The following is a 15464-nucleotide window of genomic DNA, read 5'->3' on the forward strand; positions in this document are numbered from 1 at the left end:
TACTAATAACCCATAGGCTTATTGTACGCCTGTTTTTTTAAGAGTACAACAAAATTTTCATGAATTATTTTTCAATATGTCATTATATACGGTAAAGTAGAATATTCTACATACACCGAAAGATTTAAGGTGATTATAGCGATGGGGCTCACCTCTTACCATTCCGAACAGAGAAGTTAAGCCCATTAGCGCCGATGGTACTACATTGTGGGAGAGTAGGTCGTCGCCTTTTTTAAAGTCCTCAACATATTTTTGTTGAGGACTTTTTTTTGTTTGTTAGTTTTTGAAAAATTAAATGAAACTACGAAGTATACTACTTTGTTTTATTACTTTCGAAGAGACTTTTAAGAATAGTATTTATACCTTTAAAAGCAAAGTAAACAGCTAAAGAGCAAATTATTATTCCTAATATTAACAATACTATATAGAACGGTTTATCTTTATTACTTAGAATAAGGTATAAAAAAGAAGGTCCTATAAACATTAGTAATAGTGATAATCCTAATTGTTTTAACCCTTTTATTAATATTTCTTTATCTGTAGATTTAGTTTCCATTTTTATAGTTTTTTATAGCTTCTCTAACATTTCCATATTTTTTTAATATATTTTGAGCAGTTTCTCGATCTATATTAAGTTCAGATATTAGCATTTTTTCTCCTCTATCTACAAGTTTATTGTTACTTAGTTGCATATCGACCATTTTATTTCCTTTTACTTTTCCTAACTTAATCATTGTAGTAGTACTAATCATATTAAGTACAAGCTTTTGAGCTGTTCCTGCTTTCATGCGTGAACTACCTGTTACAAATTCTGGACCTACTATAACTTCTATTGGAAATTGTGCTGTATTACTAAGCGGACTATCTGAATTACATGTTATACATCCAGTAGTTATATTATGATTATTACAATTTTCTAAAGCTGATATTACATAAGGAGTTGTACCAGATGCTGCTATACCAATAACTACATCTTTTTCGTTTATATTATGTTTTAATAAATCTTCCCAACCTTGTGTTGTAGAGTCCTCTGCAAACTCTACTGCTTTTCTAATAGCTAAATCTCCGCCAGCTATTAAACCTATAACTAAATCGTATGACACACCAAATGTTGGTGGACATTCTGAAGCATCTACTATACCTAATCTACCGCTTGTTCCAGCACCGATATAGAATAATCTACCACCTTTTTTAAGTTTAATTACAATCTGTTCTACTAATTGTTTTATCTGAGGAATAGCTTTTTGTACTGCTAATGGTACAGTTTGATCTTCTTTATTAATGTTTGTGAGCAGTTGATTTATGCTCATCTTTTCTAAATTATTGTATTTAGAATCTTGTTCTGTGGTCTTTATAAATTTCATAGGTGTAAAGTTAGCTATTTTTGCGTTAGCGATAGTAGTGGTTAGCTTTTGGTGAGGCTTGCATCGAACCAAAACTAGTAACGGATAGCGCGACCCTTGTGGTAACGCCCAATTAATTTACTGTATAATTGTATTGATAGGCTTGTGATACTCTAAAATAGCCTAACGGGTAATTGTCTGGATTGGTAATATTTATACAATTACCTCTAACTGTTGCTGGTTGTGTTTCGAATGGGCCACCATCATTTTCTGAGGATTGTTGTAGTAAAAGGAACATGAAATTATAATATTGTTCAGAAACTCCGTAGTTTTTAATGATTACTTCATCACCGGATTCTAAATCTTCTTCTGTGAAAAATGCAAAAATTTGATTTCCATCTGTAAACTCGTCATCATATACTTCGTAAGCAGGAATTACTGCTATATCTGTATCAAATTGATATAAATAAAAATTGGGCTCGTTTGCAGGATCATTATAATAGGCTTTTAACTCGATATCTTCTCCAGAAAAACCACCTTCATCATTTTGTTCTACATATTCTACAGGTGTTACAGATTTTAATTGTTCTGAACCAACATAAGTGTCTCCTTTATATTGGATTGTAAGTGTATATTCTTGGTTTATTTCAGGAATAAAATTTGTTGTTTTGTATGTACCAGTATCGCCGTCCTCAGTAAAAATAAAAGTATTATTATTTTGATCTGTTACACTAACTATTGCATTATTAGCTGGTGGAATTTCTGTATCAAAAAATGGAGCAGACAATGTTAATTTAATATCTTGTTCATTACCTGTTGTGCCATCAAACCAGTTTAGCGAAGCGTCTATTACAAGTTTTGGTTCTGTTTCTGGTAAGTCAATGTCTACAACTTCTTCACAGTTAAAAAGTAATAAAAGGGCACTTATATATATAAATTTTTTCATTAGAATTTAAAGTTATAGGTTACTGAAGGTATAATACCAAAAAGTGAAAATTTTGTAGCTTCATTAATTCCGGTTATTCTATTTTCTGAAAAACTTACTGAAGCAGCGTTGTAACGATTGTATGCATTATAAATACTAAAAGTCCAATAGTTTTGCCAACCTTTTGTCTTGTTAGGTTTTGGTGTATAATTTGCAGATATATCTAAACGATGATACGTTGGTAATCTGTTAGAATTACGATTACCGTAATTGGGTATTGTTAAACCAGCGTATTGATACTGAGATACAGGATATGTTGTAGGTTGTCCTGTTTGAAGAACAAAATTGGCATTAAAAGTCCATTTTTTATTCAATTCGTAATTACTAGTTATTGAAATATCATGAGTTTTATCAAATGCAGTATTGTACCAATTTGCGTTATTTATACCTAGCTCTTCAGCTGTTCTTCCTGTTGTTTGTTGTTCTGATTTTGATAAAGTATAGGCTATCCAACCTTCTAATTTTCCGACATTTTTTTTAAAAAGAATTTCTAATCCATAAGCTCTTGCTTTTCCGTTTAAAATAACTTGCTCAATTGCATTATTAGCTATCAAGTTTGCGCCGTCTATATAATCGATTCTATTTTTTATAGTTTTAAAAAAACTTTCTACTTCTAAGGAGTAATCGTTATTATTAAAACTTTTAAAATAACCTACAGCTATTTGGTCTAGCAGTTGTGGTTTTACATATTTACCACTTGGTGTCCATACGTCTAAAGGTGTTGGAGAACTAGTGTTTGATAACAAGTGTAAATACTGTGTCATACGATTATAACTTGCTTTTATAGAACTATTTTTGTTTAATTGATATGCAACTGAAAATCTTGGTTCTAAATTAAAAAAGGATTTTATAACATCACTTCTGTTATAGTTTTCTGTACCTATTGGTTCTGCCTTTTCATAAATCTGTAAATCTTCATTAAAAATTACAGGTTGATCGTTTTCATAAATGTTTAATTCATCTTGACCTAAACGTAAAAAAGAACTTAGTCTTAACCCATAATTAATAGATAGTTTATCAGATAGTTCATGCTCTGCATCTAAATAAATAGCATTTTCAAATGCATATTTATCTATTAGTTTGAAAGGATTTATTCCTGAAGTTGGTGTAGAAGGTTCAATTTCTCCTGGATTAAACTTATAATATATACTATTTAAACCATATTGAAGTTTGAAATTATTAGAAATATAATGTTTAAAATCATATTTAAAGTTGAAATTTCTAATTCCTGAATCCCAATCAAATTCAACAAAATTAAGCTTTAATCCATAATAGTAATCAGAATATATTAATGACATATTTGAAAATAACTTATCAGAAAACAAGTGATTCCATCTAAAGTTTACAACCGTATTACCGTAGGTGTTATCAAAACTATCTGCAATTCTAAATACATCACGACCAAAATATCCAGATAAATAGATATTATTTTTATCATTTAGTTTGTAGCTTAATTTGGTGTTTAAATCATAAAAGTAAGCCACGTTATCAATATCAAAAAGTGGTAAAAATAAGTGCGCATAACTACTGCGTCCACCAAAAAGAAAAGAACCCTTGTCTTTTTTTAAAGGTCCTTCTGCTAATAATCTACTAGCAACTAGACCAATACCTCCATTTGCATGAAACTCTTTACTATTTCCTTCCTTTTGATAAATATCTAAAACAGAAGACACACGTCCACCGTAGCGTGATGGTATTCCTCCTTTATATAATTTTAAATCTTTAATAGCATCAGGATTAAAAACAGAAAATAACCCGAATAAATGTGAAGAATTAAAAACAGTAGCTTCGTCTAATAAAATTAAGTTTTGGTCTGCAGCGCCACCACGTACGTTAAACCCAGAACTACCTTCTCCAGCGTTAGTGACACCAGGTAATAAAGTAATTGCTTTGATAACATCTGGTTCTCCTAAAACTACTGGTATTTTTTTTATTGTAGAAGCTTTAAGCGCATTAACACTCATTTGTGGTTTTCTTATGTTTAGTCGCTCTACATTTTCTGTAATCACAACTTCTTCTAAGCTTTCAACAGATTCAGTTAGATTGAAGTTTTTAGTAATATCTTCATTTAGATTGATAGTTTCTGAAGTTTCTGCATAACCTAAATAAGAAATTATCACTTTGTAGTTACCTTTTGGTAATGTGATAGAGTAGAAGCCATACTCATTAGTAGTTGTGCCAGTATTTAATTCAGGAATAATAACATTTACGCTAATTAATGACTCGTTAGTATTGGTGTCTGTTATTTTTCCACTTAATGTGAATTTTTCTTGAGAGAATGCAGATAAGGAGATTTGAATTAAAAATGCTATGGTTAGGATTAGCTTAAAATTCATTACAATTTTTAAAGTAAAAATAAAGAAAAAGCTCCTGTAAAAGGAGCTTTTAACAATTTATTAATTTCGCTAAAGAAATTTATATTTCCTTCAAAATATTGTTAAATAATTCTATTGGTCTCATAGCTTGATCAGCTAATTCGTCGGTTGGTTCATAGTAACCACCAATATCAACAGATTTACCTTGTATATCGTTTAAAGCTTTTATTATAGTTTTTTCTTCAGCTTTAAAAGTTAAAGCAACTGGCTCAAATTGAGCTTTTAGTGTTCTATCTTTATCTTGGTTTGCTAAAGCCTCAGCCCAGTACATTGCTAAATAAAAATGACTACCACGGTTATCAATTTCTCCTGCTTTTCTAGAAGGACCTTTTTTGTTTTCTAGTAGTTTTTCTGTGGCAACATCTAACGCATCGCCTAAAACTTTTGCTTTAGGATTGTTGTTAACTTCGCTAAAGTGATCTAAAGACACAGCAAGTGCTAAAAATTCTCCTAAACTATCCCAACGTAAGTGGTTTTCTTTTTCAAATTGTTGAACGTGTTTTGGTGCAGATCCACCAGCTCCAGTTTCAAATAATCCTCCACCATTCATTAACGGTACAATAGATAGCATTTTTGCTGAAGTACCAAGTTCTAAAATTGGGAATAAATCTGTTAAGTAATCACGTAATACATTACCTGTTACAGAAATTGTATCTTCTCCAGCTTTTACTCTTTTTAAAGTAAACTCTGTTGCTTTGATTGGTGAAAGAATATGAATTTCTAATCCGTCTGTATCATGATTTTTTAAGTAAGTATTTACTTTTTTGATTAACTCTGCATCATGAGCTCTGTTTTCGTCTAACCAGAAAACTGCTGGCCAACCAGTAGCTTTAGCACGTGTTACAGCTAATTTTACCCAGTCTTGTATTGGTAAATCTTTTACTTGACAAGCTCTCCAGATATCTCCAGTTTCAACATTATGAGATGTTAAAACATTACCGTCTGTATCTACGATTTCAACTTTTCCGTCAGTAGATATTTCAAAAGTTTTATCATGAGAACCATATTCTTCTGCTTTTTGAGCCATTAAACCTACATTTGGTACAGTACCCATGGTAGTTGGATCAAATGCACCGTGTTCTTTACAGAAGTTTATAGTAGCTGTGTAAATACCAGCATAACTGCTATCAGGTATTACTGCTTTAGTATCTTGTTGTTTTCCCTCTTTGTTCCACATTTGACCAGAGGTACGGATCATTGCAGGCATAGATGCATCTATAATAACATCACTTGGTACATGTAAGTTAGTAATACCTCTATCACTATCTACCATTGCTAAGTCAGGATTATTAGTAAAAGCTGTATCAATATCTGCTAATATTTCTTTTTGTTTACCTTCAGGTAATTCAGATAAATTACTTAATAAGTTTCCAAAACCATTATTTACATCAACACCAATTTTTTCAAACGTTTCTGCATGCTTAGCAAAAACATCTTTAAAGAATACGCGTACAGCATGACCAAAGATAATAGGGTCTGATACTTTCATCATGGTAGCTTTCATGTGTAAAGAAAACAATACACCTTGTTCTTTAGCGTCTTTTACTTGCTCTTCTAAAAAGGTTAATAAAGCTTTTTTACTCATTACTGTTGCATCTATAATTTCACCTTCTAAAAGGTTTAAATTATCTTTTAAAACAGTAACATTACCGTTATTGTCAGTATGTTGTATTTTTACAGTAGTTGCTTTATCTAAAGTTACCGATTGCTCGTTGTGTGCAAAATCACCGTGAGACATTGTCGCTACATGAGATTTAGAATCTTTTGACCATGCACCCATAGAATGTGGATTTTTCTTAGCGTAATTTTTTACTGCTTTTGGCGCACGTCTATCAGAGTTTCCTTCACGTAAAACTGGGTTTACAGCACTTCCTTTTATTTTGTCATATCGTTGTTTAGCATCTTTTTCTTCGTCTGTTGTAGCTTCTTCAGGATAATCTGGTACAGCGTAACCTTTAGCTTGTAGCTCTTTAATTGCAGCTCTTAATTGAGGTATTGAAGCACTAATATTAGGTAATTTAATAATGTTAGCTTCTGGTGTTTTTGCTAATTCGCCTAAAAACGCTAAGTCATCAGATACGCGTTGTTCTTCTGTTAAAACATCAGGAAAAACAGCTAAGATTCTTGCTGCTAAAGAGATATCTCTTGTTTCAATCTCTATACCAGAAGAAGCTGTAAAAGATTTAACAATTGGTAAAAAAGAACGCGTTGCTAATGCTGGCGCTTCATCTGTAATTGTATATATAATTTTTGGTGAATTTGACATATAATTAAATTGAATGTTAGTTATTTTTTTAGCTTGACGAATATACGAAAAACAAGAGGTTTTTTAAAGTGAAAATTGGCACTTAACGTTTTATTATAATGATGATATTTAGAAGATTATAAAATTACGAATTTGATAAAATATGATTAAAATTTTAAGAAATCACAATTTTATAAGTGTCAAGAAGTCCTGAAATTTGATCTTTTGAAAATTTAGCGCCTTTTATTTTATTTCTTTTTGGGTTAATACTGTAATTTATTGCTTTACTAAAGTCTGCTTGCTCTAAGTTTGTTTGTTCAAAAACAGCATTTTTAAAATTACAAGTATCAAACTTAGTTTTAGTAAAATTAGCTTCAGTAAAGTCTACTTGATCAAATACACAGTTTTTAAATTTACTCGAGACTAACTTGATTTTATAAAAAGAAGAAAAGTTTAAAACACAATCTGTAAAACTTGCAGAAAATAAAAGCTTATTACAGTCAGAAAATAAAATACCTAACATTTTACTGTCTAAAAACGTTACATCTTTAAACGTAGCATCTTTAACTTTAATATTACTTAGATTACAACCTTCAAAAACGCAGTCTAAAAAACTAAAAGCCGATAGAAAACTGTTTTCAAAATTACAGTTAATAAATGTGCAGTTATCATATTCTGCTCTTTGTAGTACTTGAGTAGTAAAATCTTTGTTTTTATAAACGTTATCTGCGATAAAGGGTAGAGGCATTGTACTTTTATTTATGCTGTAAGATAAGAAACCTAAAAAACAAAAGCCATAACATAATAGAATTAACTATTGTTGCTATGGCTTTCTTGAATTAACACTTTGGCGATGACTTATTTAACTTTCATTAAATCGATCCAAAACTCTCGTTTTACATCTTTTCAGTTCACGCACTTGTCAAATCAATAGTACATTTGGGTAACTTTCAAAATGTGTTGACTTGTTACAAAATGTACATAGTAATTGTTTTTCTGGATGATTTACTCTTTTAATTTCAATTTTCATGAAATTACCATTGTAAAACATTGTTTTATTCTTCTTAAAGTAGCTTTTGCTACTTAAGATTACTAAAAGCTTTCAATTCTACTAGTTACTTTTTGCTTTCACATAAAGTACTTTTTAAAATCTCTTAATTTTACAATTTACACGACTACACATGTAATTTTCAAAAACCTCAAAAAACAATACAACTAAATCAAATTCATTTTATCGAAACCAATAATTAATATTGTTATTAATTGTTTTACTAAGATAAGTCTTTTTATTAGTTTTTTATAGTTTTTAACTATTTAAATATCAACCGTTTATGAACTATAGTTATTAACAAAAGTTAATAACTAAAAAAGCCTAAACGATTAAGTTTAGGCTTTTTATATATGATTTGAAGTGGTAAATTATTTTCTTCTAGCTTCTTTAATTCTAGCTTTTTTACCTGTAAGACCTCTAAAGTAAAAGATTCTTGCTCTTCTAACTTTACCTCTTTTGTTAACTTCAATTTTTTGTAATGCAGGTAAATTAACAGGGAAGATACGCTCTACACCAACTGTTCCTGACATTTTTCTAATTGTAAAAGTTTCTGAAGTACCAGTACCTCTTCTTTGTAATACTACACCTCTAAAGAACTGAGTTCTTACTTTTTCTCCTTCTCTAATTTCGTAGTAAACTGTAATTGTGTCACCAGCTGAAAATTCTGGTAAGTCTTTTCTTGTTACAAATTCGTCTTGTACAAATTTTATTAAAGATTCCATCTTTATTTATGTTTAAGTGTTTGATTCAGAACAACATTCACGTATTTCGCCAGAGGTTAATCCGAAATTGGGTGCAAATATAAGCAAAAAGTTAATTGATAAAAGTAAAAGTTTAAAAAATGTTTGTGGACGAAGACGGTTTTAAGTCATCGATACATTTTGTTTATACTTCACAAAATACTCGAACAGACCAAATTATTCATCTAGTAAATCTGGTCTTCTTTCTTTTGTACGTTTATAAGCTTGTTCTTCTCGCCATTTTTCAATTTTTGGAAAATTACCGCTAAATAATACTTCTGGTACTTTATGTCCGTTGTAATCTCGTGGTCTTGTATAAATTGGTGGCGCTAATAAATTATCTTGAAAACTATCTGTTAACGCCGATGTTTCGTTACCTAAAACACCTGGTATTAATCGTATTACAGCATCGCAAAGTACTGCCGCACCAAGTTCTCCGCCAGATAGCACATAATCGCCAATAGATATTTCTTTAGTTACAAACATATCGCGTACGCGTTGGTCTACACCTTTATAATGTCCGCAAAGGATAATGATATTTTCTTTTAAAGATAATGTATTGGCAATACCTTGATTTAAGGTTTCGCCATCTGGTGTCATATAAATAACCTCGTCATAATGACGCTGCGATTTTAATTTACTTATGCATTTATCTATAGGTTCTATAAGCATAACCATACCTGCGCCGCCACCAAATTGATAATCGTCAATGGTTTTATAGTTATCTGTAGTATAATCTCTTAAATTATGAAAATGTACTTCTACCAAATCTGCTTCTATAGCACGTTTTAAAATGGATGCTTCAAACGGACTCTTAAGTAACTCTGGTAAAACAGTGATGATATCTATTCTCATGGCTTTGCTAAAATGGATAGCAAAGATATTCTAAAAATTCAATACATCAATCCATTTTAAAAGATACATGATTAAAAAGGTAAACGCTGCACTAACAAAAATGGTGCTTTGCCAAAAGTAAAGTTTGTTATTCCAAAGGTGAAGCCATTTTTCGCCAAACGAAGTTTTGACATAACTTTTTAAGAATACAGAATACGCAAAACCTACTGCCGAAAAAATGACTAAAGCTAGTATTACAATTAAAGATTTTTCCATAACTGAAACTTTAATTAGTTACGATAATTCTGTAACTAGTTTGTACTAAGTTACTTTAAAAGCTTAACAATTTCAAATATATTTTAAAAACTAAGAGTTTTGAATGAAGAATTATTGATAACTCAACCCTATTTGTGCTTTAATTAAGTCTAATAAATCAATTAATTCGGTGCTTTTTTGAAAACTCATAATTGGACTTTCTTTTTTATTAGTTCTGATTAATTGATTAAAATGCTCTATTTCAAAATTGTAACCAATAGAGTTGTAGTTAAAATCAAGTGTTTTTTCTTCACCGTTATTAGATTTTAATGTTACTGTTGTTGGCTCATGAAACCTTGAGTTTATTTTAATTACACCAGTTTGGCAAGTAAAAATTGCTTCTGTGTTAGTTTTTTCAACTAAAGTAGATTTTAAATGGGCAATTGCTTTATCATAATAAAAAATCATATTACAAGTGGCGTCTGCACCATTATCAAAAAAAGTAGCTTTTGCTTCGGTCTTTTTAGGAATACCAAGTGTTGTAAGTGCACTAAATATTGGGTAAATACCAATATCTAAAAGACTACCGCCACCAAGAGTTTTATTGTATACTCTTCCAGAAGGATTTAAACTAGCTTTAAAACCAAAATCTGCTTCTAGTTTTAAGATGTTTCCAAAGTGTTTTTGTTCTAATAATTCTAAAACCTTTTGATAATGTGGTAAGAAGTATGTCCACAAAGCTTCCATTAAAAGCGTATTGTTTTCTTTGGCAGCATTTATCATGTTTTCTACTTCAAAACGGTTTAAAGCTAATGGTTTTTCACAAAGTACAGGAATGTTGTTTTGTAAACACATAAGTGTGTTTTCTTTGTGTAGACTATGTGGTGTAGCAATGTAAATGGCATCTATTTTAGGGTCACTTAACAATTCTTCATAATTACCATACGCCATTGTGGCTTGGTGTTTTTTAGCAAAGGTTTCGGCTTTTTCTAATGTTCTTGAAGCTACTGCGTAAATCTTGCTATCGCTTACTTTTTGCATATCTGTCGCAAATTTTTCAGCAATTTTTCCAAGACCTATAATTCCCCAATGTAAGGTTTGTTCTTTATGCATAATTCATTTCATTTTTCATTAAAGACTGAATGACAAAAGCGATAACCATAACAATTAAACAGCCAACAAAGTTTAACCATAAAAATGGCAAGTTGATAATTTCAAATTGATTTAAAAAGAATAAACCAATGACTAAAACCTGTGTTATTAATGCTGCTATAAACACAGCGTTTGCTTTTATAGATTTGAAGAAAAACGCTAACAAGAAAATACCAAGAACATTACCGTAAAAAATAGAACCGATGATATTAACTAACTGAATTAAATTTTCGGCAAGATTGGCAACGCAGGCTACGCCAATTGCTAAAATCCCCCAAAGTAATGTAAAGCCTTTAGAGGCTTTTACCATATCGTTTTCAGATTTTTCTCCAACACGTTGTTTGTATAAATCTATGGTTGTTGTACTTGCTAAAGCGTTAAGTTCGCTAGCGGTACTAGACATTGCTGCGCTTAAAATTACCGCTAATAATAATCCGATTAATCCTTTTGGTAAATTGTTTAATATAAAGTGAATAAATACGTAATCCTTATCATTGCTTTCTACTTTTAAATTCTTTGATTCGCCAGCTTTTTCAATTAGTTTTTGGGCTTCGCTTCTTAACGCATCACTTTTAGTGTTATATTCTGAAATAGTTTTGGCAGTTACATTATTTTTAGTTTTTACGTAATTGAAAATAGCTTGTTGTTTTTCAGCAAATAATTCGTTTTGTTGCTTTTGAAGCGTTTGATAGTCTTGAGAATATTCGCTGTTTAAAACGACTTCGGTTGCTGTTGGATTAAAATTTATTGGCGATTCGTTAAACTGATAAAAGACAAAAACCATTACACCAACTAGCAGAATAAAAAACTGCATTGGCACTTTTAAAAGTCCGTTAAACAGTAAACCTAATTGCATTTCTTTTACAGATTTACCTGATAAATAGCGTTGTACTTGGCTTTGATCGGTCCCAAAATAAGATAACATTAAAAAGGTACCACCAATTAATCCACTCCAAACGGTGTATCTGTTATTTAAATCGAAAGAAAAATCTAAAACATCCATTTTACCGCTTGCTCCAGCTATTTGAAGCGCTTTAGAAAATGTAATATCATTAGGAAGTTGATTAATAATTAAAACAAACGCAATGATCATTCCTGTAAAAATTACAACCATTTGGTGTTTTTGAGTAACGTTTACAGCTTTTGTTCCGCCAGAAACGGTGTAAATAATTACCAAAACGCCAATGATGATGTTTAGGAGTAGTAAATTCCAACCTAAAACAGCCGATAGAATAATTGCAGGAGCAAAAATGGTAATTCCTGCAGCCAAACCACGTTGAATTAAAAATAAAATCGCAGTAAGTGTTCTGGTTTTTTTATCAAAACGGTTTTCTAAAAACTCATAAGCCGTATAGACTTTTAATCTGTGATATAACGGGATAAACACCATACAAATCACAACCATTGCAATAGGCAATCCAAAGTAAAATTGGACAAATCCCATACCCGAATGGAATGCTTGTCCTGGCGTACTTAAAAATGTAATCGCGCTGGCTTGAGTTGCCATAACCGATAAACCTATTGTCCACCAAGGTGTTGTATTACCGCCTTTTAAGTAATCTTGAACATTTTTACTGCCTTTAGTTTGGTACGTACCATAAATAACAATAATTAGTAATGTACTTATTAAAATAATCCAATCTAATGTTTGCATTTTTTAAAAATATAACGTGATTAAATAAAAAGCGATTAAATATAAAATATTAGCCAATAGTACTAAGGTGTACATTGGTTTCCATTGGTATTTTGGTTGGTTTTGCATTTTTCTAAAATCGCTATGATTAATCCTTAAACTGTTCTTTATTATCTAAATTGTCTTTTCCAATACTTAGCATATTAGCAAATAATCGGTAAGCACCAGAAACACCAGCAGGAAATTCTCTAAAAAAGCTAAGACCTGTATAAATATAATAGCCTTTACCGTGTTTTGCGACTAACAAACTACCTTGTTTTTCGGTTTCGCCTTTATCGTGCATGGATAAAATTGGTGTAAATTTATTAGACCATTGGTTTGGAAAATATAAACCGCGTTCTTGCGTCCAACCTTCAAAGTCGGTTTTTGTAATTTGGTTTGGATAATTTAAAACTGGATGATCTTTTTCTAAAAGTGTAACTTCTGCATTCTCATCGGTAACACGATCTCTAGATAATTGTAAGGTGTAAGGTGATAATTGATCTACTTTTAGTCGATGACTTGTATTGTATTGCACAATCATATTGCCACCATTTTCTACAAAATCGAATAAAATTTGCTGTTTAAATTTAAGTTCGTCTAAGATGTTATACGCTCTAATTCCAACAACTACAGCATCAAAAGCGCTTAATCTTTCAGTAGTGATGTCTTCTGGATTTAAAACTATGACATTGTAACCGATTTGTCTTAAACTTTCTGGTACAACATCGCCAGCACCTTCAATATATGCAATGTTTTCGCCTCGTTTTTTAATATCTAAGCGTACCACTTTGCTTTCGCTTGGAAGTACAACGGTTTGATAAGGAATGTGTTCGTAATCGATTTCAACTAATTCTCTAGTGTATACGTCTTCACCAACATGAACCATTGGCGTTATTAATCCTTCATTTTGATTTTTTGGAGGAATAACAGTAAACGTCAGTGTTTGTGTTTCACCTTTATATTTAATATCTATGTTTTGCTTTTCAGGAAAAACAGACCAATTGTTTGGATGTGCGATTTGAACAAAACCGTTTAAATTATCGCGACCAGCTTTTACAATTACCGAAATGTCTTTTTGTTGATCTGAATCAAAAATGATGACTTTCTCTGAAATTTTTGCAGATGCTTCAGGAATGATTTCAAACGGACGATATAATTCGCCTTTATCTGGTTTAGAGTATCTGTAAACAATAGGTTTAGTTACAGAAAACGGTTGATTATTAATCGTTACATTGAATGTCACACTTATTGGTCTTGGTGTTTCTGGCTTTCCTATTAAATTTTTATCTTCAACTTTATACATACCTAAAGTTCCTTTTTTATTCAGCCAATATGGTGAAGATGGTTGAATATTTTTAGGAATAGTAAGCGATTGCTCTACATTTTGTTTATCATTATTTTTTAAAGGAAGCGCTTTTAAAGTAGCTGTTTTATCTGTAGAAAGTTGATAAGACACTAATTCCATATTAATTGGGCTTCGGTTTACAGCTTCAATATTTAATGTAATAGTTTCTCCTGCAGAAGCTGTTGGCGTACTTGCAGATGCTTCTAAATATAGACCTAAACAAGCTTCAATTATAGCGTCAATTTCTTGAGTTTTATAGTTTTTCCAATAATCATTATCTAATTGTTGGATTAACTGTCTTGCTAATAATAAGTCTTTAACGTGTATTGAAGGATTTTCAAAATTGAAATTTGTCTCAACTTTCTTTAAAATGTCACCAATAGTTTTTCCGCCTTTCACACGATTCCAGCTTGTGTCTATTCCTTCAAAAAGGTTGGTTTTGTCTTTTGGTAAATCGCCATTAATAAGTTCGATATATTCGGTTTGCGATCCACGTTGTGTTAAAGCACCAAACCCTTGACATAAATGTTTACTTCTAGAAAGTGCAGCAATCTCGTTATTAGATAACCCTTTTGAAGGGTAATATACGCCAATATCAAAATTTAAAAGTTTGCTTTTGTCTGCTTTTTCAAAGTTTTCTTGGCTTCCATAAAACCACCAGCTGGTATTAAAAAATTGGCGTTTTGGTTGCCAAGTTCCGTATGTTTTAGCTTGTTCTGGATATATGTTTGGGTTGTTTGTCAAATCAAAAGCTTCTACGCTTAACATAGCAGAAGTTGTGTGATGACCGTGAGTTGTGCCAGGTGTACGATGATCAAAACGGTTAATGATAATATCTGGTTTAAACTGTCTTATGGCTAAAACAACATCGCTTAATACTTGGTCTTTGTTCCAAATATCTAAAGTTTCTTCAGGATGTTTTGAGTAACCAAAATCGTTTGCTCTACTAAAACGTTGCTCGCCACCATCTACGCTTCTTGCGGCTAATAATTCTTGTGTACGTATAACACCTAATAATTCTCTAATTTCTGGACCGATAAGATTTTGTCCGCCATCACCACGAGTTAAAGATAGGTAAGCTGTACGTGCTTTTATTTGGTTAGACATGTAAGAAATTAGACGTGTATTCTCATCATCCGGATGAGCTGCTACATAAAGAACTGTACCTAAAAAGTTAAGTTTTTTTACAGCATCATGAATTTGAGATGCGTTAAGTTTTTTTGGTTGTTGTGCTTGTAAAGGCAGAGCCAAAACAAAAATAAATAGGAGCGAAGCTAGTTTTTTTAGCATTTTTAAGGTTAATTATGTTTGAGGTAAATATACATAATAGCCTTAGCGGAATAGCTGTTTTAAGCCTTTTTTAACGTTATTTTTGGATGTGAAATTTAAGAAGTGAAGCTAATTTTTATTTCTATAATTTATTTTCTTTTTGACACGAATTGTCACAAATCATTTACGTTTGCT

General features: G+C 31.2%; 12 protein-coding genes and 1 rRNA gene. 1 reads left to right on the top strand and 12 read right to left on the bottom strand.

From position 1 onward, the window contains the following. Window positions 1–125: 125 nt before the first annotated feature. Window positions 126–232, top strand: a 5S ribosomal RNA gene (rrf, locus tag FHS04_RS11045). Window positions 233–313: 81 nt separating this feature from the next. Here the strand turns inward: rrf and FHS04_RS11050 are convergent. The 12 genes from FHS04_RS11050 to FHS04_RS11105 form a co-directional block, all read right to left on the bottom strand. Then, the gene (locus tag FHS04_RS11050; RefSeq protein ID WP_027879695.1) at window positions 314–556 is read right to left on the bottom strand and encodes a DUF6095 family protein; all 243 of its coding nucleotides are present in this window, start codon (window positions 554–556) and stop codon (window positions 314–316) included. Further along, entirely contained in the window at window positions 546–1364 is an 819-nt protein-coding gene (gene murQ, locus FHS04_RS11055) for an N-acetylmuramic acid 6-phosphate etherase (RefSeq protein ID WP_106678742.1), read from the bottom strand. Before murQ ends, FHS04_RS11050 begins: the two co-directional genes overlap by 11 nt. Window positions 1365–1476: 112 nt before the next feature. Beyond that, window positions 1477–2289 carry a DUF4249 domain-containing protein gene (locus FHS04_RS11060; RefSeq protein ID WP_106678740.1) on the bottom strand — a complete coding sequence of 271 codons (813 nt, stop codon included), beginning with the start codon at window positions 2287–2289 and terminating at the stop codon, window positions 1477–1479. Then, the gene (locus FHS04_RS11065) at window positions 2289–4664 is read right to left on the bottom strand and encodes a TonB-dependent receptor (protein WP_106678738.1); all 2376 of its coding nucleotides are present in this window, start codon (window positions 4662–4664) and stop codon (window positions 2289–2291) included. The genes FHS04_RS11060 and FHS04_RS11065 overlap by 1 nt, the downstream gene beginning before the upstream one ends. Window positions 4665–4743: 79 nt before the next feature. After that, a complete protein-coding gene (locus tag FHS04_RS11070) occupies window positions 4744–6969 on the bottom strand; it encodes an NADP-dependent isocitrate dehydrogenase (RefSeq protein ID WP_106678736.1) in 2226 nt (741 codons plus the stop codon). 154 nt (window positions 6970–7123) lie between these two features. Beyond that, window positions 7124–7696, bottom strand: coding sequence for a pentapeptide repeat-containing protein (locus tag FHS04_RS11075; protein ID WP_106678734.1), 573 nt, complete (start codon window positions 7694–7696; stop codon window positions 7124–7126). 671 nt (window positions 7697–8367) lie between these two features. Next, entirely contained in the window at window positions 8368–8721 is a 354-nt protein-coding gene (rplS, locus tag FHS04_RS11080) for a 50S ribosomal protein L19 (RefSeq protein WP_027879701.1), read from the bottom strand. Between the two features lie 195 nt (window positions 8722–8916). Next, window positions 8917–9594, bottom strand: a complete 678-nt coding sequence (gene trmD, locus FHS04_RS11085; protein WP_027879702.1) for a tRNA (guanosine(37)-N1)-methyltransferase TrmD — start codon at window positions 9592–9594, stop codon at window positions 8917–8919. Window positions 9595–9624: 30 nt separating this feature from the next. Further along, window positions 9625–9849 carry a hypothetical protein gene (locus FHS04_RS11090; protein WP_106678732.1) on the bottom strand — a complete coding sequence of 75 codons (225 nt, stop codon included), beginning with the start codon at window positions 9847–9849 and terminating at the stop codon, window positions 9625–9627. Between the two features lie 111 nt (window positions 9850–9960). Further along, the gene (locus FHS04_RS11095; RefSeq protein WP_106678730.1) at window positions 9961–10941 is read right to left on the bottom strand and encodes a Gfo/Idh/MocA family protein; all 981 of its coding nucleotides are present in this window, start codon (window positions 10939–10941) and stop codon (window positions 9961–9963) included. Then, window positions 10934–12634, bottom strand: a complete 1701-nt coding sequence (locus tag FHS04_RS11100; RefSeq protein WP_106678728.1) for a sodium:solute symporter — start codon at window positions 12632–12634, stop codon at window positions 10934–10936. The genes FHS04_RS11095 and FHS04_RS11100 overlap by 8 nt, the downstream gene beginning before the upstream one ends. A gap of 127 nt (window positions 12635–12761) precedes the next feature. Continuing rightward, window positions 12762–15290, bottom strand: a complete 2529-nt coding sequence (locus FHS04_RS11105) for a PIG-L family deacetylase (RefSeq protein ID WP_106678726.1) — start codon at window positions 15288–15290, stop codon at window positions 12762–12764. Window positions 15291–15464 lie beyond the last annotated feature (174 nt).

Origin of the sequence: Mesoflavibacter zeaxanthinifaciens subsp. sabulilitoris (genome assembly GCF_014191595.1) — a bacterium.
Classification (GTDB): Bacteria; Bacteroidota; Bacteroidia; order Flavobacteriales; family Flavobacteriaceae; genus Mesoflavibacter; species Mesoflavibacter zeaxanthinifaciens.